Origin of the sequence: Mycobacterium ostraviense (assembly GCF_002705925.1) — a bacterium.
Taxonomy (GTDB): Bacteria; Actinomycetota; Actinomycetes; order Mycobacteriales; family Mycobacteriaceae; genus Mycobacterium; species Mycobacterium ostraviense.
Genome location: NZ_NKRE01000001.1, coordinates 2,660,082 through 2,681,119, shown reverse-complemented (window position 1 = coordinate 2,681,119; position 21,038 = coordinate 2,660,082). Strand labels below are relative to the sequence as shown.

The 21,038-nt window shown below is 67.1% G+C and carries 15 protein-coding genes and 1 pseudogene; 9 read left to right on the top strand and 7 right to left on the bottom strand.

What is annotated here, in order from left to right; genetic code table 11:
- Positions 1–15: 15 nt before the first annotated feature.
- From CDN38_RS12215 to CDN38_RS12200, 4 genes and pseudogenes are all read left to right on the top strand, one after another.
- Positions 16–1,254, top strand: coding sequence for an MFS transporter (locus CDN38_RS12215; RefSeq protein WP_075512590.1), 1,239 nt, complete (start codon positions 16–18; stop codon positions 1,252–1,254).
- A 138-nt stretch (positions 1,255–1,392) separates the two neighbouring features.
- Entirely contained in the window at positions 1,393–2,415 is a 1,023-nt protein-coding gene (locus tag CDN38_RS12210) for a L,D-transpeptidase (RefSeq protein ID WP_075512498.1), read from the top strand.
- Positions 2,416–2,681: 266 nt separating this feature from the next.
- The gene (locus CDN38_RS12205; RefSeq protein ID WP_075512497.1) at positions 2,682–3,269 is read left to right on the top strand and encodes a TetR/AcrR family transcriptional regulator; all 588 of its coding nucleotides are present in this window, start codon (positions 2,682–2,684) and stop codon (positions 3,267–3,269) included.
- A pseudogene (locus tag CDN38_RS12200) lies at positions 3,266–5,539 on the top strand (molybdopterin-dependent oxidoreductase). The gene CDN38_RS12205 and the pseudogene CDN38_RS12200 overlap by 4 nt, the downstream one beginning before the upstream one ends.
- A 46-nt stretch (positions 5,540–5,585) precedes the next feature.
- On the opposite strand, the gene CDN38_RS12195 reads toward CDN38_RS12200, so the two are convergent.
- On the bottom strand, positions 5,586–7,583 hold the full coding sequence (locus tag CDN38_RS12195; protein ID WP_075512496.1) for a M13 family metallopeptidase: 1,998 nt from the start codon (positions 7,581–7,583) through the stop codon (positions 5,586–5,588).
- Between the two features lie 42 nt (positions 7,584–7,625).
- On the opposite strand from CDN38_RS12195, the gene CDN38_RS12190 reads away from it, so the two are divergent.
- Both CDN38_RS12190 and CDN38_RS12185 read left to right on the top strand, forming a co-directional pair.
- Positions 7,626–8,264: a hypothetical protein gene (locus tag CDN38_RS12190; RefSeq protein ID WP_075512495.1), complete on the top strand. Its 639-nt coding sequence runs from the start codon at positions 7,626–7,628 to the stop codon at positions 8,262–8,264.
- Complete coding sequence (locus CDN38_RS12185; protein WP_075512494.1) at positions 8,261–8,962, top strand: hypothetical protein; 702 nt, start codon at positions 8,261–8,263, stop codon at positions 8,960–8,962. Before CDN38_RS12190 ends, CDN38_RS12185 begins: the two co-directional genes overlap by 4 nt.
- Positions 8,963–8,971: 9 nt before the next feature.
- On the opposite strand, the gene CDN38_RS12180 is transcribed toward CDN38_RS12185, so the two are convergent.
- Positions 8,972–9,490, bottom strand: coding sequence for a hypothetical protein (locus tag CDN38_RS12180; RefSeq protein WP_075512493.1), 519 nt, complete (start codon positions 9,488–9,490; stop codon positions 8,972–8,974).
- On the bottom strand, positions 9,487–12,534 hold the full coding sequence (locus CDN38_RS12175) for an MMPL family transporter (protein ID WP_075512589.1): 3,048 nt from the start codon (positions 12,532–12,534) through the stop codon (positions 9,487–9,489). Before CDN38_RS12175 ends, CDN38_RS12180 begins: the two co-directional genes overlap by 4 nt.
- A 243-nt stretch (positions 12,535–12,777) precedes the next feature.
- On the opposite strand from CDN38_RS12175, the gene CDN38_RS12170 reads away from it, so the two are divergent.
- Positions 12,778–13,368, top strand: coding sequence for a hemophore (locus CDN38_RS12170; RefSeq protein WP_075512492.1), 591 nt, complete (start codon positions 12,778–12,780; stop codon positions 13,366–13,368).
- Positions 13,369–13,398: 30 nt separating this feature from the next.
- Here the strand turns inward: CDN38_RS12170 and CDN38_RS12165 are convergent, their stop codons facing one another.
- On the bottom strand, positions 13,399–14,580 hold the full coding sequence (locus CDN38_RS12165; RefSeq protein WP_099319380.1) for a lysylphosphatidylglycerol synthase transmembrane domain-containing protein: 1,182 nt from the start codon (positions 14,578–14,580) through the stop codon (positions 13,399–13,401).
- Positions 14,581–14,771: 191 nt separating this feature from the next.
- Here CDN38_RS12165 and CDN38_RS12160 point away from each other — a divergent pair, with 191 nt between their 5' ends.
- Positions 14,772–15,935: an AI-2E family transporter gene (locus CDN38_RS12160; RefSeq protein WP_075512491.1), complete on the top strand. Its 1,164-nt coding sequence runs from the start codon at positions 14,772–14,774 to the stop codon at positions 15,933–15,935.
- Here CDN38_RS12160 and mmpL3 read toward each other — a convergent pair.
- The 3 genes from mmpL3 to trmB all read right to left on the bottom strand — a co-directional run bounded on the left by mmpL3 (position 15,932) and on the right by trmB (position 20,405).
- On the bottom strand, positions 15,932–18,760 hold the full coding sequence (mmpL3, locus tag CDN38_RS12155) for a trehalose monomycolate exporter MmpL3 (protein WP_075512490.1): 2,829 nt from the start codon (positions 18,758–18,760) through the stop codon (positions 15,932–15,934). The genes CDN38_RS12160 and mmpL3 overlap by 4 nt on opposite strands.
- An 82-nt stretch (positions 18,761–18,842) precedes the next feature.
- The gene (locus CDN38_RS12150; protein WP_075512489.1) at positions 18,843–19,598 is read right to left on the bottom strand and encodes an NYN domain-containing protein; all 756 of its coding nucleotides are present in this window, start codon (positions 19,596–19,598) and stop codon (positions 18,843–18,845) included.
- Positions 19,599–20,405, bottom strand: coding sequence for a tRNA (guanosine(46)-N7)-methyltransferase TrmB (trmB, locus tag CDN38_RS12145; RefSeq protein ID WP_075512587.1), 807 nt, complete (start codon positions 20,403–20,405; stop codon positions 19,599–19,601).
- A gap of 191 nt (positions 20,406–20,596) precedes the next feature.
- Between trmB and CDN38_RS29405 the strand changes: the two genes are divergently transcribed.
- Positions 20,597–20,737: a hypothetical protein gene (locus CDN38_RS29405; RefSeq protein ID WP_161951677.1), complete on the top strand. Its 141-nt coding sequence runs from the start codon at positions 20,597–20,599 to the stop codon at positions 20,735–20,737.
- Positions 20,738–21,038: the final 301 nt, after the last annotated feature.

Below are 21,038 nucleotides of genomic sequence, written 5' to 3'. Positions count from 1 at the left end.
ATAGATGTCACCGCCATGACTGCCGAGACCCGAACCGTTGCCCCCGCCGCCGGACCGTGGACGCCGCGGATCGCCGCGCAATTGGCTGTGCTGGCCGCGGCGGCCTTCGTGTATGTCACCGCCGAGATCCTGCCGGTGGGTGCCCTATCGGCGATCGCGCGAAACCTGAATATCAGCGTCGTCCTGGTGGGGACCCTGCTGTCCTGGTATGCCCTAGTCGCGGCGCTGACGACGGTTCCGCTGGTGCGGTGGACGGCGCATTGGCCGCGGCGGCGGACCCTGGTGGTCGCCCTCGTCTGCCTGACCGTTTCACAGTTGATCTCGGCGTTGGCGCCGAACTTCGCGGTGTTGGCCGGCGGGCGGGTGCTGTGTGCGGTCACCCATGGCTTGCTGTGGTCGGTCATCGCCCCGATCGCCACCCGGCTGGTGCCCTCCAGCCACGCCGGACGCGCCACCACGTCGATTTACATCGGGACCAGCCTGGCGCTGGTGGTGGGAAGTCCGCTGACGGCCGCTTTGAGCCTTATGTGGGGCTGGCGGCTGGCAGCGGTGTGCGTTACGGTTGCGGCTGCCGCGGTCACTGTGGCGGCCCGGCTGCTGTTGCCCGAGCTGGTGCTCAGCGCGGACCAGTTGCGGCACGTCGGTCCGCGATCGCGGCACCACCGCAATCGCGCGTTGATCATCGTCAGCCTGATCACCATGATCGGCGTCACCGGCCATTTCGTCTCCTACACCTACATCGTGGTGGTCATCCGGCAAGTCGTCGGCGTGCACGGGCCGAATCAGGCATGGCTGCTGGCCGCCTACGGGACCGCCGGAGTGATCGCGGTGGCTCTGGTGGCGCGCCCGCTGGACCGCCGGCCCAAGGGCGCGATGATTTTCTGTGTCGCGGGTCTGACCGTCGCGTTCGTCGTGCTGACGGCGCTGGCGTTCGGCGGTGGCCGCGCCCCGGTGACGACACTGGTCGTCGGGACCGGGGCGATCGTGCTGTGGGGAGCGGCTGCCACCGCGGTGTCGCCGATGCTGCAATCGGCGGCGATGCGCAGCGGGTCCGACGACCCCGACGGGGCATCCGGGCTGTATGTGACGGCGTTTCAGCTGGGCATCATGGCCGGCTCACTGGCGGGTGGGCTGTTGTACGAACGGAATGTGGCGTTGATGCTCACCGCATCGGCGATCTTGATGGCCGTCGCGTTGGTGGGGATGACGGTAGCAAGGCGCGTCTTCGAGGCTGCGGATGAGGCGGCCCGGTGAAACTTCACACCTTGAGTAAGGCTGCAGGTCAACGGCGTGAATTGAGCAGCTGACATGGTGCCGGGCGGCGGCGGGGCCGGAAAGCAGCCGCTGTGCTATGCCACACTGGGGCCAGGACGTGACCGGAGGGGATGACATATGTCGCGCTGGACGAGGGCCCGCATGGGGGGCAGCAGGGGCAGGACGGGAAGCCTCTTCGCCGCGGTGAACGTAGCCGGAGTGGTTTCGGTGTTGCTGCTGGGCACCGGTCCCGCTCTCGCGGACCCGGAACAGGTGCCCGGCGACCCGGGAGTGGTCGCGCCGGCCGAGCCTGCCGACCCGGGGGCTCCCGCACCCGACCCGCTGGCCCTGCCGCCGGCGTCCGACCCGCTTGCGCCGCCGCCCGACCCGCTGGCGATACCAGCGGCAGCCGGCCCGGTCGCCGGGCAGGATCCGACGCCGTTTGTCGGCGATCCGCCATTCCGCCCGCCGACATTCAACCCGGTCAACGGCGCGATGGTCGGTGTCGCCAAACCGATCATCATCAATTTCCAGGTGCCCATCGCCGATCGCCCGATGGCGGAAAGTGCCATCCACATTTCGTCGATCCCGCCGGTGCCCGGCAAGTTCTACTGGATGAGTCCAACCCAGGTTCGGTGGCGCCCGCTGCAGTTTTGGCCGGCCAACACGGCGGTCAACATCGATGCGGCCGGCACCAGGTCGAGTTTCCGTACTGGTGATTCGTTGGTGGCCACCGCCGACGACGCCACGCATCAGATGACGATCACCCGCAACGGCGTGGTCCAGCAGACGTTCCCGATGTCGATGGGGATGGCAGCCGGCAATCATCAGACTCCGAACGGCACGTATTACGTGCTCGAGAAGATGCCCACGGTAGTGATGGATTCCTCCACGTATGGGGTTCCGGTCAACTCGCCGCAGGGTTACAAGGTGACCGTTTCCGATGCCGTCCGGATCGATAACAGTGGAAACTTCGTGCACAGCGCTCCGTGGTCGGTAGGCGATCAGGGCAAGCGCAATGTCAGCCACGGCTGCATCAACCTCAGTCCCGCCAACGCCAAGTGGTTCTACGACAACTTCGGCAGTGGGGACCCGGTGGTCGTGAAGAACTCCGTGGGTACCTACAACAAGAATGACGGCGCTCAGGACTGGCAGATCTAAGAGCTGCCCTAGGAGCGCGGATCGGTAACGGCTCACGCGGGTTCGGCGCTGCCCGAGCGGGGTCAGGTTTCATTCTGCGCTGAGGGCGACGAGATCGCGCTCAGCGGTGCTGTGGACGCAGACTGGGCGCCCTGGATGCAGTCTCGCGCGTCCAAGCGCGAGCCTTTGCCAAACCGTTCCCTTGTCCAAACTGCGTCGCGCCGGCCCTTGCGCAACTGGTGTTATGTATAGCAACATACATAGAAGCCCAGGCCCGAGGAGCAGCCATGCGAAGTCCCCGCGAACGCATGGTCGTATCGGCCGCGGTGCTGATCCGCGAGCGCGGCGCACGCGCCACCGCCATCTCCGACGTGCTACAGCACAGCGGGGCGCCGCGGGGGTCGGCCTACCACTACTTCCCGGGCGGGCGGACCCAGTTGCTGTGCGAGGCCGTCGACTACGCCGGTGAGCACGTCGCGGCCATCATCACCGAACCGAGCGGCAGCCTCGACCTGCTCGACACGCTGATCGGCTGGTACCGCGAGCAGTTGCTCGCCAGCGACTTCCGTGCGGGCTGTCCCATCGCGGCGGTGGCGGTCGAAGCCGGCGAGGGCGCCGACAGCGAGCGGATGGCGCCGGTGATCGAGCACGCGGCGGCGGTGTTCGACCGCTGGTCAGACCTGGTCGCGCAGCGCTTCGTCAGCGACGGCATTCCGGCCGCCCGGGCGAACGAATTGGCGATGCTGGCGGTGTCGGCGCTGGAAGGCGCGCTCCTGCTGGCCCGGGTGCGGCGCGACTTGACGCCGCTCGAGTCGGTTTACCGCCAGCTGCACCACCTGCTCCTGGCCGAGCTGCCGGAAGGGAAACCCCAATGACCACCACGGATTGGCAGCCCACTGCCTGCATCCTCTGCGAATGCAACTGCGGCATCGTGGTGCAGGTAGCCGACCGCACACTGGCCCGCATCCGCGGCGACAAAGCGCACCCGGCGTCCCGCGGCTACACCTGCAACAAGGCGTTACGCCTGGACCACTACCAGAACAACCGCGCCCGGCTGACCTCGCCGCTGCGCCGCCGGTCCGACGGGACCTACGAGGAAATCGGCTGGGACACCGCCATTGTCGAAATCGCCGACGGGTTCAAGCGGATCCGTGATGTCTACGGCGGCGACAAGATCTTCTATTACGGCGGCGGCGGACAGGGCAACCATCTCGGCGGTGCCTACAGCGGCGCATTCCTGAAGGCGTTGGGCGCGCGCTACCGGTCAAATGCCTTGGCGCAGGAAAAGACCGGCGAAGCATGGATCGATTGGCAGCTATATGGCGGTCACACGCGCGGCGAATTCGAGCACGCCGAGGTATCGGTGTTCGTCGGCAAGAATCCGTGGATGTCGCAGAGCTTCCCGCGGGCCCGAGTGGTGCTCAACGACATCGCCAAAGACCCGGCCCGATCGATGATCGTGATCGATCCGGTCGTCACCGACACGGCCAAGATGGCCGACTTTCATCTGCGGGTGCGGCCCGGCACCGACGCCTGGTGCACGGCGGCGCTGGCGGCCGTTCTGGTTCAGGATAACCTTTGCGACGAAACATTTCTCAGCGAACACGTGCACGGCGTCGACGCCGTGCGCGCCGTACTGCGGGAGGTTCCCGTCGCCGACTACGCGCAACGCTGCGGAGTGGACGAGGAATTGTTGTGAGCGGCGGCCCGGCGGATCGGCACCGCGGGCAGCGTCTCGGTGTTCGAGGACCTCGGCGTCCAGCAGGCGCCCAATAGCACCCTGTGTTCGTACTTGAACAAGATGCTGTGGATTCTCACCGGCAACTTCGCGAAAAAGGGTGGCCAGCATCTGCATTCGTCGTTCGCACCGTTGTTCAGCACGGTATCCGGGCGCACGCCGGTCACCCGCGCTCCGATCATCGCCGGACTGGTTCCGGGCAATGTCGTGCCGGAAGAGATCCTGACCGACCATCCGGACCGGTTCCGCGCCATGATCGTCGAAAGCGCCAATCCAGCTCATTCCCTTGCTGATTCGGCGGCCTGCAGGGAGGCGTTCGCAACGCTGGAACTGCTGGTGGTCGTCGACGTCGCGATGACTGAAACCGCCCGGCTGGCCCATTACGTGCTGCCGGCGTCGTCGCAGTTCGAGAAGGTCGAAGCGACCTTTTTCAACTTCGAGTTCCCGCATAACGCGGTGCACCTGCGCCACCCGATACTGGAACCGCTGCCGGGAACGTTGCCGGAACCGGAAATCTGGTCACGGTTGGTACGCGCGTTGGATGTTGTCGACGACGCGGATCTGCGGCCGCTGCGCGAGGCGGCGCAGCAAGGTCGCCAGGCGTACACCCAAGCGTTTCTCACCGCGGTGGCGACCAATCCGACTGTGGCCAAACTGCTTCCCTACGTGCTCTACGAAACTCTCGGCCCGACGCTGCCGGACCGGTTGGCGGGAGCGGCGGCGCTGTGGGGGCTTGCGCAGAAGACCGCGATGACCTATCCCGACGCCGTCCGGCGCGCCGGGCACGCTGACGGCAACGCCTTGTTCGACGCGATCCTTTCCAGTCGCTCCGGGGTCACCTTCACCGCGCACAATTACCCGGACGATTTCGCGTTGATCAGCCACGCCGACCACAAGATCGCCCTGGAAATCCCCGAAATGCTAACTGAGATGAGGTCATTGGCCCGCGCTTCGGTGCCGTTGACGACGCCGGAGTTGCCGATCGTGCTGTCGGTGGGCGAGCGCCGCGCCTACACCGCCAACGACATCTTCCGCGACCCGTCGTGGCGCAAACGCGACGCCGATGGGGCGCTGCGGGTCAGTGTCGAAGACGCCCAAGTCCTTGGACTGGCCGACGGCGGCCGAGCCCGCATCACCACCGCGGCCGGCAGCGCCGAGTCGACCATCGAGATCACCGAGACGATGCTGCCCGGACATGCCGCCCTGCCCAATGGCTTTGGCCTGGACTACACCGACGACGATGGCCAGCTACGCACCCCGGGCGTCGCCCCTAACGCACTGACCTCGACGCGGTGGCGTGACCCCTATGCCGGCACACCGTGGCACAAACATGTGCCGGCGCGTATCGAGCCCTGCCCAGCCGGGGGTACCACCCGCTTGCGGGGGAACACAGAATCGCGTGTCTAATCGCCGGATGATGCGATTCTGTGTCTGCTCGCGGGAAGAACGCGACCTAACTCCAGATGCGGACCCGCTGTGGCGGCGCTAAATACTGGGCATCGTGCTCGGTGACGCCAAAGGCCTCGTAGAAAGCGTCGATGTTGCGCACCACACCGTTACACCGGAACTCCGGCGGGGAATGCGGATCGACAGCAAGCCGCCGGATCGCCTCAGCCTGACGCGCTTTGGCGCGCCACACCTGAGCCCAACCGAAGAACACCCGCTGCACGCCGGTGAGGCCGTCGATGACCGGAGCGGGCTGCCCGTCCAGTGACAGCTGGTAGGCCAGCAGCGCGATGGACAACCCACCCAGATCGCCGATGTTCTCGCCGACGGTGAACGCGCCGTTCACATGGTGCCCACTATCCAGGCCTCGCGGCGCGTAGCGCTCGTATTGCTCGATCAATGCCTTGGTGCGGGTGGCGAATTCGGCGCGGTCGTCATCGGTCCACCAGTCGACCAGGTTGCCGTCACCGTCGTACTTGGCCCCCTGGTCGTCGAAGCCGTGCCCGATCTCGTGTCCGATCACCGCGCCGATCCCGCCGTAGTTGGCGGCGTCGTCCGCGTCGGCGTCGAAGAACGGTGGCTGCAAAATGGCTGCCGGAAAGACGATCTCGTTCATTCCCGGGTTGTAGTAGGCGTTGACGGTCTGTGGCGTCATCAACCACTCGTCGTGGTCGACGGGACCGCCGAGCTTGGCCATCTCGCGATCGTGGTTGACCGCGTAGCCGCGCCGGAAGTTGCCGTAGAGGTCGTTACGGTCGATTACCAGCGCGGAATAGTCCTTCCACTTGACCGGATAGCCGACCTTGGCGGTGAACTTGTCCAGCTTGGCCAGCGCCCGCTGCCGCGTCTGCGGGGTCATCCACTCCAACGCGCCGATGCTGACCCGGTACGCCTCCTGCAGGTTGGCCACCAGCTCGTCGATACGGGCCTTGGCGCCCGGCGGGAAATACCTTTGCACATATAGCTTTCCGACCGCATCGCCCATCAACGTCTCCACCAGGGCCACGCCTCGCTTCCAGCGGTCGCGGATCTGTTGTGCGCCGGTCAGCTTGTGGCCGTAGAACTCGAAGTCCTGATCGACCAGGTCGCCGGTTAGCCACGGGGCCCGGGAACGGATCAAACGCCAACGCGCCCAACACTTCCAGTCTTCAAGATCTTCACTGTTCCACAGCGCCGCGAAGGCGTGCAGATAATCGGGCTGGCGCACCACCAATTCCGGGAGAGCCTGCGGCGTGCTGCCCAGCGCGGTGACCCAGCCCGCCCAGTCGAAGCCGGCGCCCTCGACCTGCAGATCGGCGAAGGTGCGCATGTTGTAGGTGAGCTCGGCGTCACGGCGCTTGACCACATCCCAATGGGCGGCGGCAAGCTTGCTCTCCAGCGCCACGATGCGGGCCGCGACATCTGCGTAGTCGCGGTCGTTCTCGGCGCCGTAGACCAAGCCGTACATCCGCGCGATGTGGCCGGGGTAGGCGGCCAGCACCGCGGCGTGCTGTTCGTCGCGGTAGTAGGACTCGTCGGGCAGCCCGATGCCGGACTGGGAGAAGTGCACCAGATAACGGGTCGAGTCCTTGGAATCGGTGTCCACATAGAATCCGATGCCACCGCCCATGCCCGTGCGTTGCAGCGACCCGATGACAGCGGCCAAGGAGGCACGGTCGGTGGCGCCGTCGATGGTGGCCAGCTCGTCGTGCAGCGGTCGCAGACCGCGGCGTTCGACGGCGTCCTCGTCGATGAAGCTGGCGTACAGATCGCCGATGCGTTGCTCGTCGCCATCGGTCGCGGCACCTTTTTCACGGGCTTGGCTTGCTTCGACGATCAGATCGCGCACCTGCTCTTCGGCGCGGTCGAACAGCTGCCGGAAGGCGCCGTCGATCGCCCGGTCCGCGGGTATCTCGTGTTCCTTGAGCCAGCGGCCGTTGACATGGCCGAACAGGTCGTCTTGCGGGCGGGCATCGGCGTCGACGTAGCTCAGGTCGATACCGGAGCGGATGGCCTCTACTGTCACCCCGCCATCCTTTCACCCCATATCGGGTGCGACGATCGGGCCATGCCCGACGAGGATGCTGATGTCGATGAGGCCGACGACTCCGGGGAAGCAACCCCGGAGCCCGACGAACCGGAGTCGGCGCAGGCCGCGATGTACTCCAACTACGGCATCGCCTCGACCGTTCTCGGTGTACTGTCGGTGGCCGCGGTCGTGCTCGGCGCACTCATCTGGTCGTCACATCGTGACGAGGTCGCCGAGCGCGGGTACCTGAGTCGGGTCATGCGCGCGGCCGCCGAATGGACCGATGTGCTGATCAACATGAACGCCGGCAATGTCGACTCCAGCCTGCAGCGGCTGCACGACGGAACGGTCGGACAGCTCAACACCGACTTCGACGCCGCCGTGCAGCCCTACCGGCAGGTGGTGGAGAAGTTGCAGACGCGCAGCAACGGCCGGATCGAGGCGGTGGCGATCGAAACGGTGCACCACGACCTGGATACCCAGCCCGGCAGCGCCCGGCCGGTGGTGACCACCACATTGCCGCCCTTCGCCACCCGGACCGACTCGGTGCTGTTGGTGGCGACGTCGGTCGCCGAGAATGCCGGAGTCAAGCCCCAGACGGTGCACTGGAACTTGCGGATCGACGTCTCCGAGGTGGACGGCAAGCTGATGATCTCCGGGCTGGAGTCGATCCGATGAGACTCCCGACGAGAAACGCGTGGCGGCTGGCCGTATTCGACGTCGCGGTGCCGCTGGTGGCCGCCATGGCGCTGCTGACGATCGGATTCGTGCTCGGCTGGCCGTGGTGGTGGATTTCGGCGTGCTCGGTGTTGGTGCTGCTGATCGCCGAGGGAGTGGCGGTCAATTTCTGGCTGTTTCGCCGTGACGCCGTCACCGTAGGCACCGACGACGACGCGCCAGGGCTGCGGTTGGCCGTGGTGTTCTTGTGCACGGCCGCACTGGTGGCCGCGGTGCTGACCGGATACACCCACTGGACCACGCCGGATCGCGAATTCGACCGCGACTCCCGAACGGTGGTGCAGGTCGCCACCGGGATGGCCGAGGCGGTGGCGTCATTCTCGCCGACGGCGCCGAACGCCTCCGTGGACCGGGCCGCGGCCATGATGGTCCCGGATCGGGCGCAAGCGTTCAAAGAGCAATACGCCAAGTCCAGCGCCGACCTGGCGCAACGCAAGGTCACCGCACAGGCCGCCACGCTGTCGGCCGGAGTGGAGGCGCTCGGGCCCGCGGACGCCAGCGTGGCGGTGATTCTGCGGGTCACCCAGAACTCGCCCGGTCAACCCCCGAGTCAGGCGGCGCCGGCGGTCCGGGTAACGCTGACCAAGCGCGGCAACGACTGGCTGGTGCTCGACGTGACGCCGATCAATTCCCGATAGGCCGGGCCCTCAGTTGGTGTCCGCCGCGCGCGTGTTGCGCACCCGGACGAATCGGTCGGACAACCGTCGCATCCGAATCATCAGCGAGGCGGACGGGCTGACGCTGCCGTCGAGATAGGAGGTCAGGTCCTCGACTTGCACACCGATCCGCGACGCGAACTCCTGCTGCCCCAGACCCGATCGATCCATCAGCAGCTTCACGTGACGGGCCACCTCGGCACGCTCGTTGGCCTCCAGTTGGATGCGGGCCCGGTCCAGCACCTCCGACAGCGCCTTGGAAATGCCGTACGGCCGAACTCCTCCGAGGACCTCTTCAACCTGACGGGCGGTGCGCCCGTACGGGTCGCGCTTGAGCGCGGCGGCGATGCGCTTCCAGGTGACGATGTCGCCGCCCTCCAGCGCCGCGCGGATCGCTGCGGTAGACCAAAATTCCACCGGCTGGTCGGTGCCGGGTTCGCTGGTTGCCCGCCCGGGCCGTTGCGGTGGCGAAGCGGGCACCGGTTTCCGCTGGTCGGCGGCCAACGTCACCTCGCCTCCTCCAACATCGCTACGGCCACTGCCAGGCAGCGCTGCCTGACCTCCTCCCAGTTTGCCCTGGCATCAGGGTCGGGCCACTCGTCGTCGACATCAGACGGGTGCGGATCAGCGAGCCGGCGGACCAGCTGGGTGGCCATCCATTGTCGCCTCGAATACGAACCCAGTGGCTGACAACAGTAATACCTGTCCATTCCCGCCAGCACCACGGCCGCGGTTTCGGGCTCCATTGCTTCGACCATGTCAGCAAATTCGGCATAATCGCGGCTGCTGTTACGGCTCATCATCAGGTAGCCCTTGAGTCGCAACGTTTCCGCCCCGGTCGGGATCAGCAGCCGGTCGCCGGTGGGCAACTGAACGTTGGTGGTCTCGACCGGGCTGCGCCGCTCGAACCGGGGCCGGTCGGTGCCGCTTTTCGCGGCCGCGCGCTCGGCGGCGTCGGTTTCCAGGGCGTCGAGGGCGATCGCGAGTCGCCCGCGCCACACGGTGACCGGATGAACCGGACGCTCGGCCCACGACATCGCCCGGGCGAGGCTGTTGCGGTAGGCCTGGCCGACCTTGCTGGCCGCCGACTGGCCACCGGTCTTAGCAGAGGCCGCAGAGGCGGCGGACACGGAGGCCGAGGCGGCGATGGCGGTCGGGGCGGTAGCGGGCACGGCGACGTCGGCGCCGTCCCGGACCAGTTCCGGAACGTGTTCGGGTCCCTTGGCGCTGCGTCCACAGCCGGTGAAGGCAAGCGGGTCGGCCACGCAAATCGCTTCGGGGGCAAGGTGTTTGAACCTCGCCGCGGACTTGAGCAGCACCCGCAGGTCGCCGCTGGGGGCGATTGCGGCGGCGATGTCGTCGGGAATCACCACGACATCGGCAAGGTCGACCTCGGGTAGCGGCCGGTCGAAGTCGACCGACGGCAGCATGCGGGCCAGCCACCGCGGCAGCCACCAGTTCCATTGCGAGAACATCGCCATCAGCGCCGGTACCAGAATCAGGCGCACGATGGTGGCGTCCACCGCGATGGCGACCGCGCAGGCGACGCCGATCTCGGCCACCAGCGGCATGCCGGCGAAGGCGAATCCGCAGAACACCGCGATCATGATCAGCGCGGCGCTGGTGATGGTGCGCGCGCTGGTGCTCACCCCGTACGCGACCGCGTCCCGGGTCTGGCCGGTGTGCAGGAAGCGTTCCCGGATCCGGGTCAGCAGGAAGATCTCGTAGTCCATCGACAACCCGAACGTCATCGCCAGCACCAGCGGAGGCACGGTGCTGTCGATGGAACTCAAGTGTGGAAAGCCCAGTTTCTCCGCCCAGCCCCACTGGAAGACCATGACCAGGCTGCCGTACGCGGCGGCCACCGACAGCAACGTCATCAGCACGCCCTTGAGCGCCAGGAACACCGAGCGCACCGAGACCAGCAGCATCACGAACGCGATCAGGGCCACGAAGGCAAGCACCACCGGTTGGGTCGCCGAGACTCGGTCGTCGAAATCCTTGATCAGCGCGGTCGGTCCGCCGACGTCGATGCGGGCACCGTCGGCCGCTTTGGGCAGCTGGGTCCGCATCCAGTCGACGGTGTGCCGGGCGCCCATGTCCTCGGGGTCGACCGACAACACCGCGCTCAGCAGCGCACTGCGGTTGTCGGCGGCGAACTTCGGCGGCGCCACGGACGCAACGTCGGGAGCCTGCGTCATCTGTTGACGGACCGCCGCGATGGTTTGGCTGTGCGCCGCGGTGGACGCGCCGCCGTCGGGGAATGTGACCAGGACCTGAGCGGGGCCCAGCGCACCCGGGCCGAGCGCTTGGGCGGCCGCCGACACCCCGGCCCGGATCTCGTGCGACGAGTCGAACTGTCGCAGCAGGCTGTTGCCCAGCACCATCTGTGTCGCCGGCGCCGCCATGAGCAGCAGCACCAGCGATGCCGACAACGCCGTTATCCAGGGCCGGCGCATCACCCATCCGACCCAGCGGGTCCAGAACCGGGACTGCGTGCTTTCCGGCCGTCGGGACCAGTGCAACAGGGCCGATCGCTTGGCGGCCGCCCTGGCGAAGGAGGCCAGCAGGGCCGGTGTCAGCGTGGCCGACGTCAGCATCGCGACCGCGACGGCGAGGATCGCCCCGGTGGCCATCGACCGCAGCGCGGGGGTGTTGATCAAGTAGATGCCGGTGAGTGAGGCGATCACGGTCATGCCGGACAGCACCACCGCGAGCCCGGAGGTGGCCATGGCGGCGTCGACGGCTTCTTGCGGCCGGCGGCCGGTACGCAGTTCCTCGCGGAAGCGCATCAGGATGAACAGGGAGTAGTCGACGGCCAGCGCGATACCGAACATCGACACGGTCGAGGTCACGAACACCGACATGGTGGTGTGCATCGACAGCAGATAGACCAGGCCCATGGTGACGACGACGGTGCAGATGCCGAGGGCCAGCGGGATCGCCGCGGCGGCAAGCGAGCCGAAGACGGCGAGCAGGACGATCAGGATGATCGGCAGGTTCCAGCGTTCGGCGTCGGCGATGTCGTGTTTGGTGTTGGCCGCTGCGGCGGCGCTGAGCGCACCTTGCCCGATGACATAGAGCCGCACCCGGCCGTCCGCCGATTGCCCGGGCTTGTCGCCTTTCACGCCGACTTTCTGACGCAGCTTCTTGGCGACGTCGCTGGTCCCGGCGTTGCGGGCGTCCAGCCGCAACGACACCACATATGGCCGGTCGGGCTGCGGGGGCCGCTGCGTGGGGTAGGGCACCTCGGTCACCCCGGGGAATTCGGCGGCGATGCTCCGCAACCGGGTGACCGCGTCGTTGATGTCTGAGAAGCTGGCGTCCGGGCGGGGGGTGGCCACCAGCGCCAGCGACGGCGCTTCCTGGTCGGGATACTGAGCGTCGAGGACATCGTGGACCAGCAACGACTGCGACTCGGCTACCTCGAAGCCGCCGCCGGTGAGATTCCCCGACTGCGTCATGGCCAGATAAATTGCCGGCACCAAAGCGAGAAACCAGCCTGTGAACACCAACCACCGGAATCTGCGCAGGTTGCGGCTCAGGCGCATCATGAACTGCTGGATGTTGTTCTCCCGGTATTTTTCTCGCAATGCGTGCTCGCGAGCCTACCGCAGAGCATGTCTCAATTATGTCGGCTTATTGGTTGCTGAGCTGCAACGATGTCGGCACCGCGAGGCTGCGGCGAACCCCGACCCGGGTCGTCGGCCTTGACGGCGCCGGCGCCGGAGGTGGCAGGATGTCCGTGGGCGTGCGGCGCATTCGGAGTCCGCAACTCGGGTTAGACGGGGGAACTGATGTCGACACATGAACGTAGTGGCCTGCCGGGCGCAGGGCGCGGATCCGACGCTGCTAAGCAGGCGTTCGCCAGGACAGGTACTGCTGCGCGGCGCGGGTTATCCGTCGCCTTGATCGCCGTTGGGTTGCCGGCGGCCGCGCTGGTCATGCCGGCCGGACCCTCGGCAACCGGGGCGACCGATCCCTGCGCGGCCAGTGAAGTGGCCAGGACCATCGGCTTGGTCGCCAAGCAAACCGGCGACTACCTGGATTCGCATCCGGAGACCAACCAGGCGGTGACCGCGGCACTGCAGCAGCCGGCGGGACCGGAATCATTGGGATCCCTGGCATCACTGAAGGGTTACTTCGAGCGGAATCCCAAGGCTGCCGGCGACCTGCAGTCGCTTGCGCATCCGCTGACCAATCTTTCGACGCAGTGCAAGCTGCCGGTCACGTTTCCGCAGGCGCTGAACCTGGCGCAGGCCGCGCAGGCCGCGCAGGGCGCAGCTGGGTTGCCGGGTTTGCCGCCGGCAGCCGGGGCGCCCGCAGGCACCCAGCCGCCGGCCGGCACCCAGCCGCCCGCAGCCGGCGGTCCGGTCCGGGGCCGTTGAACCGGCGACACCGAAATCACTGCGGCTGCCTCACCGGCCATCTGCTGAGTCGCGATCGGGCGGCGGCAACGGGCCCTGCAGGGCGGTTTCGGCCGGGTCGTTGGCAACGCTGCGCTGGACCCCGATGATGCGTCCCAGCTCGGGGTCGGTCGGCGGGTCGTCGGCATCCGAATCGGCGACGTTCTCGGTGCGGAACATGAAGAAGAACACCACCCAGCCGATAGCGGCGATGAACAGCCAGCTGATCAGCCGGTAGATCAGCATCGCCGAGATGGCGTTGGGCAAGGCCATGCCGCTGGACACCAGGCCCGGCACCAGCACCGCCTCCACCACCAGCAGACCTCCCGGCATCAGCGGGATGGTGCCGACCGCCCGGGCGGCCGCGTAAGCGACCGTCAGCCCGGCGACCGAGGCGTGGTCTCCGGCGGCGTACGCGGCGAAGCCCAGGCAGGCCACGTCGGCGACCCAGTTGAACAGCGACCAACTGAACGCCACTGCGAGGTCGCGCCGGCTCAGGCTGACCGACTCGAGCTGCATGAGCGTTTCGCGCCACTTCGCGACGCCGGTGTCGGCCGGCTTACCGCGAATCGAGTTGACCCACGACAGCACCCGGTTGCCGATCCCTTCGATCAGTTCCGGCCGGGACGCCACCGCCTGGGCCAGCAGCAGCAACGCAACGAAACCGCCGAGGGTGAACAGCAGGGAGAACGGGTTGTTCTTGGCGCCCAGGAAGAAGGCGCCACCCAGCCCCAGCAGGGCCAGCCCGACGGCCTGCAACACCCCCGACATCACCAGCTGCCACGACGCCACCACGGTCGAGGCGCCCCAAATGCGTTGCTGACGAAGCAGAAAGGTCGCCGACAGCACCGGGCCGCCAGGGAGGGTGGTACTCAGCGAGTTCGCCGCATAGAACGCGGCTTCGGACCGCAATTGCTTGACGTGCACACCGGCCGATCTCAGCAGCGTGCGCTGGATCTGCGCGAAGCTGTGCATCGACGCGGCCGCTGCCCCCAGGGCAGCCACCAGCCACCACCAATTGGCCTGGTAGATACTCATCCACGCTTTGGCCAGCTGGTCCCACACCAGCGCCACCTCGACGGCAAGCACGATTGCGACGATGCCGAGGACCACCCAGCGCAGCCACCAGTACTTGCCGCGCGGCGCCTCTTCGCGCCGGTCGACGAGCTTGCGGACGGGGGCGTCGTGCGACACCGGATAAGGGTAGCCGTGCAGGTGGCGCCGCGATCTCCGCACGTCATCGACTGTGTCAGGGTCGTTCTGGGGTCGTGACCGGATCGTGGCGGCGGGGGCGGCGGGAAGCGACCGCCACCATGCAGGATCGGGTAGGGAGGCGTTCGAGGCGTTGCGGGAGGCCGGCGCCGCAGCCCGGTTAGGCTTGCCGGATGTCGACAAGCCTCGACGATGCTTCGGTAACCCCCCTGGTCCGCAAGACCGCGGCATGGTCGTGGCGCTTGTTGGTCATTTTCGCTGCAGCACTCGCGGCGATCTGGGTCATCAGCAAGCTGGAAATCATCGTCGTTCCGGTGTTGCTGGCGTTGATCTTGAGCGCGTTGTTGGTGCCGGTCGTGGACTGGCTGGACCTGCGCAGCGTGCCGCGCGGTGCCGCGGTGTCGCTGGTGTTGCTGGGCGGTTTTGCGATCCTTGGCGGCATCCTGGCCTTCGTCATCAGCCAGTTCATTGTGGGCCTGCCCGATCTGGTCAAGCATGTCGAACGCAGCATCGACTCGAGCCGCAGGTGGCTGATCGAAGGGCCGCCGCAGCTGCGCCGCGAACAGATCGACAACGCCGGTAACGCCGCGATCGAGGCACTGCGCAACAATCAGGCCAAGTTGACCAGCGGCGCGATTTCCACCGCCGCCACCATCACCGAATTGCTCACCGGTGCGGTGTTGGTGCTGTTCACACTGATCTTCTTCCTGTACGGCGGCCGCAACATCTGGCAGTACGTGGTCAAGATCGTGCCCGCCCCGGCCCGTGACCGGGTGCTGCAGGCCGGCCGCGCCGGATACTCCTCGCTGATCGGCTATGTGCGGGCCACGTTCCTGGTCGCCCTGACCGACGCGATCGGTGTCGGCACCGGGTTGGCGATCATGGGGGTGCCGCTCGCGCTGCCGCTGGCCTCGCTGGTGTTCCTGGGTGCCTTCATCCCGCTGCTGGGTGCGTTGATCTCCGGTTTGCTGGCCGTGGTGGTGGCCCTGTTGGCTAAGGGACTGGTTTACGCGCTGATCACTCTTGGTTTGCTCATCGCGGTCAATCAGCTCGAGGCCCATTTGCTGCAGCCGCTGGTGATGGGTCGTGCGGTCTCGATTCACCCGCTGGCGGTGGTGCTGGCGATTTCGACCGGCGGGGTCCTTGCCGGAATTGTGGGAGCCCTGCTGGCCGTCCCCACGGTCGCGTTCCTCAACAACGCGATGCAGGTGTTGCTGGCCACCGACCCGTCGACCGCGGCCGGCGCCGCCGAGCAGCCCGAGGAGCCGTCGACAATCCTGCAGGCCGAACCGGACAATCCCGACGCGGCCGACGAAGGACAGCCGCAGGAAACCTAAAGCCGTCCCTCGCGGCGCAGCAGGTCCTGGGCGGACAGGCCGCCGGCCCCGCGCCGGCGCCGGGTGCCGTCGGCGCCGTTGTCGCCCTGCGCGTTGAGCTGCTCAGTGGCCGCGTCGGAGTCGCTGTCTTCCGGCCGTTGGACCGGCAGCTTGGCGGTGGCATCGGCCGAGTCGGTATCGCCGGAACGGCTCCCCGGAATCGGCATGGCGCGAGTCTGACCTGCCGATGGGGCCGGCGGCCGGGCCGACGACGGCGCCGCGGGCGCGGGGCTGCTCGATCCGCGACCCGGCGCGCCCGGTTTGCCGGGCGCGGCCAGCCGAGTTGTCGGCGGTTCGCTCCGCTGGCTTGCCTTGATCGGGATCTGCTTGGTGCCCGCGCTGGACGGCCCGCTGTGCGCAGGCCCGATCTCCGGCCGGGCGGACCCGCGTTGCGATGACTCCGGCGTCGACGGGTGGGTGGGATCGTGCGGGGGCCGCGGACCGGCGGCGACCAGGCCGGCGGTGACCGGAGGCCGGGCGACGCGACCGTCGGTCACCGGCCGCTTGCGTTCGTCGGGTAGCTGGATCTCGCCGAGGCCGATGCGGGTCTGCACTCGTCGCATCCATCGTGGAGCCCACCAGCAGTCGTCGCCGAGCAGCTTCATCACCGACGGCACCAGGAACATCCGCACCACGGTCGCGTCCAGCAGCAGCGCCGCCATCAGGCCGAACGCCAAGTACTTCATCATCACCAGGTCGGAGAACACGAACGACCCGGCGACCACGGCCAGCACCAACGCGGCCGCGGTGATCAGGCGCCCGGTGGTGGCCGTGCCGATGCGGATGGCCTCCTGGGTGGACATGCCGCTTTCCCGGGCCTCGACCATGCGGGAGACCAGGAACACCTCGTAGTCGGTCGCCAAGCCGTAGCCCACCGCCACCACGAGCGCGATCACCGGCGCGGTTAACGGCGTTGCGGTGAAGTTCAGCAACCCCGAGCCGTGTCCGTCGACGAATATCCACGTCAGGATGCCCATGGTGGACCCAAGCGTCAGCGCGCTCATCACCGCGGCCTTGATCGGCAGCACCACCGACCCGAAGGCCAGGAACATCAGCAGCGTGGTGGCGGTGAGCAGGATGACGAGCATCGCCGGCATATTGTCGAACAGGCTGTGGATGGAGTCCTGCTCCAGCGCCGGAGTGCCGCCGACGTAGACCTCGAGTCCCTTGGGTGGCGTGATCGCGCGCAGCTCTTGCAGCTTCTTCGCCGCGTCGCCCGGGTTGATCAGCCCGTTCTGCAGCACCCGTACCGAGGGATCCTTCGACGCGCCGGGCGCGACGCTGCGCTCCTGCCACATGTTCGCCGGGTCGTTGTCCGGTTCGATGAATCCGCTGATCGACATCGCCTTACTGCGGATGTCGGCAACCTGCTGGTCGGTGACGGGCTGGTGGTTGGTCGACTGGATCACCAGGGTCAGCGGATTGGTGCGGTATCCGGGGAAGAGCTGGTCGAAGTGCTCCTGGGACTGGCGCACCGAGTTGTTGGGCGGCAGGTACTTCTCGCTCATGCCGCCCAGTGACAGGTTGAATAGCGGAAGAACCAGGGCGAACATGCCGACGACGATCGGGATGGCGAAGATCAGAGGTCGCCGCATCACCCAGTTGACGAGCTTGCCCCAGAAGCCGGCCTCGACCTCTTCGCGGGTCTTGGTCTTCTGCAGTCGGTCGGCGAGCCAGTTCAGGTAGGCCCGCGAAACCTTCCAGTTGCGCAGGAAGGGCACCCGGAATGCGGTGCGGACACCGAGCGCGTCGACATGGCGGCCAAGGACGCCCAGAACAGCCGGCAGCAGGGTGATCGAGAGCAGGGCGGCCAACCCGACCGCGGCGATCAGCGCATAGGTCAGCGATTTCACGAAGCCCTGCGGCAGCATCAGCAGGCTGATCCCGGAGGCGATGATCAGCACCGCCGAGAAAGCGACGGTTCGGCCGGCGGTCATCACGGTGCGTCTGACCGCGGCTTCGGTGTCGTAGCCTTCGGCGATCTCCTCCCGGAAACGGCTCACCACGAAGAGTCCGTAGTCCACCGCGATGCCGAGGCCGATCAGCGAGACCACGGGCTGGGCAAAGAAGTGCACCGGCCCGAACACCGCCACCAACCGCAGGATGCCCAGCGCGCCCGCGATGCTCAGACCGCCGACCATCACCGGAAGGCACGCGGCGACCGCGCCGCCGAACACCAGGAACAGCACCACGGCCACCAACGGCAGGGCCAGCACTTCCATCCGTCGCTGGTCGGTGGCGATGGTGCCGGTCAGCGCCTCGGCCACCGGCTCGAGGCCGGCGAGTTGAACCGTGCCGCCGTCGAGCTTCTGCAGCGACGGCGCAATGTCCTTGTAATTGGTCAGGATGGTGTCGTCGTCGTCGCCCTTGAGCGGGATGGACACGAACGTGTACTTCTTGTCCTCGGTGGCCATGCCCTTGACGACCGTGCTGGTGGTGTCCGGTGCCCGGAGATAGCCGGCCCAGCCCATCACCTGGTCGGGGTGGTCCTGCACGAATCGGTTGAGCTCGTCGGTGATGTTCTTCGACCACGCCGGGTCGTTGACCGTCTTGCCGTCAGGGGCTTTGAAGATCGCGACGATGTGACCGGTCCGGTCCCGGCCGTAGACCTGGTCGCCCAGTATCGACGCCTTGACCGACTGGCTGCCGTCGTCGTAGAAGCCGCTCTGCGTGACGTGCTTACCCAGGCTCAGCCCGAAGACCCCGCCGCCGAGGCACAACGCCACCGTGACGCCGATTACGATGAACCGGTAGCGGTACACAATTCGACCCCACCAGGCGAACACGTAATCTCCTTACTGGATCGTTAGCGACCCGCGCATTGCTCTTCGGTTGTCAGACGCTCGGTTGTCTCAGACGCGAGGCCTGTCACATCCGCGAGGTCAACAGCGAGGTCAGCGGCCGGAACGGCTGCAGCCAAGCTCCCTGCTCAGGTAGCGAATCGAGGCCGATTCGGGGGAGCGGCTCCCGGAAAACACCGGCAATGTCCTCCAGGTCGACGAACTCCAAGGTATCCGACGCTAGCGCCCAACTGGCGTGTTCACGAAATCCAAGCACTTGAACTGGGATTCCGCCCCGGGCGATCTCCTCCAACGGCTGCCGGAATGCCTGACCGTCCGCCGAGGCCACGACCAGCCCTGCCAGCCCTTCCCGGTAGCGCTTGTCGATGTGCTCGAGCATGTCGCGGTCGACGTCGCTGTCCTCGTCGATCTTGGGTTTGGCGAAGACGGCGAACCCGACGTTGCGCAGTGCGTCCACCCACGGGCGTACCACGTCGGCGCTGCCGGGCGCGATATTGGTGAAGACGGTGGCCTCCGGTTCGACTCGGATGGCCGGGCCGCCGGCCGCCCTGGCGGCGACCGCCGCGGTGCGGGCCAGCAGCCAGCGGCCCAGCGCGTCGAAACGAGGTCGTTCCAGTGCGGTGGGGCGGCGCCCGAGGATCGAGCCCAGCCCCATGTCGAGGTTGGGAGCGTCCCAAACCAACAGGACCCGACCCATCGGCGGGGCCAGGCCGGTCACGCCGACCTTGGACAAATCGCCGGCCAGCACCGACGGCAGCGGTGATACCGCGGCCCCGGCGACGGGTTCTGACGCTTGTGTGGTGACGTCTTCAGTCAGGCTCATTTAGTCATCTGATTTCGGTTTTCTCCAGACCAGCTCGCTGACGGCGCTGCCGGCATCGTGGGCTTTGGTTTCGTATTTGGTCGTGGGGCGAACGATCGAGATCGGCAGGGTCTCGGTGCGCGGATCAGCGCGGGCCAACCGCGGTTCGGCGTCGCCGGCGGCGGCGATGTGCTCGGCGTAGCCGGGGTGGTCGGTCGCGGCGTGCAGCACACCTCCGGCGATTAGCCGGTCGGCGATCAGGGCGATGGTGGCAGGCTGCAGCAGCCGCCGCTTGTGATGTCGCGCCTTGGGCCAGGGATCGGGGAAGAACACCCGGACCCCGGACAGCGAATTCGAGGTGATCAGGTCTTTCAACACGTCGATCCCGTTGCCGCGGATCAACCGGATATTGGTCGCGCTCTCACTGTCGATCGCGCACAGCAGCTGCGCCAGGCCCCGGCGGTAAATTTCGACCGCGATCACGTCGAGATGAGGCTCGGCCTGCGCCATTGTCAGCGTCGAGGTCCCGCTGCCGCAGCCGATCTCCAGCACCAGGGGCGCGTCGCGGCCGAACCACGCCCGGGTGTCCACGGGTCCCCGGCGAGATGACCCGGCGAGCGCGTCGATGCCCAGCTCCGGCCACAGCCGGTCCCAGGTCTGGCGCTGGGTGCTCGACAACGCCGAATGGCGCGAGCGAAGACTGGTGGCCGGCAGCTGGCCCCACGCGCTGCCCCGGTGTTGCTCGCCGGACTCCGGTCTGGGCAGGGCCGGCGAGTCGGGACGTAACCCAACCTCGGGTTGCGCATGCATTGGTCCATGGTGGCTCATCAAATGCAGGTGTAGCCGCTCCTGGGCCAGATTGATACCCAACAGTTGCCTTTGGCTGGTACGGGCCTCGGATACCCCGCACATCTCGGCCTCGTGGGCGCCGGTAGACGTGGCCGTGATCGCCGCGGCATTCTCGACCGGCCGGCGCGTCGCCTCGGGCGTTGGCCGGAGCCCGAGTGCACACTTGGCGAATGACAGACTCGGATCTGGCAGCTGACCACCTTGCCACTGTCCAACATGTCTACGAGGCGTTCGGCACGGGAGATGTCGCGGCCATCCTCGATGGTGCTCGCCGACGATGTGCGCAGGGAACATTGGACCACTCCGTCTGAACGAGCCAGCGCTCCTTGGCTGCAGCCGCGAAGCGATAAGGACGGTGTCGCCGAATTCTTCCGTATGGTCGGCACATTCGAGGTCAGGGAATTTACGGTCCGTTCGATGATGGCGAACCAGAAACAGGTTGTGGCCGAAATCGTGATGGAGGCCGCTGTCCCTGGCGGCGGTCACTTCCACGACGAAGAGCTTCACCTGTGGACGTTCGACGCGCCGGGAAAATTTGCGCTATGCGGCACTATGTGGACACCGCCAAACACCTCGCCGCCGCTCGGGGCGAAGACACCACCAGGCCGCGGT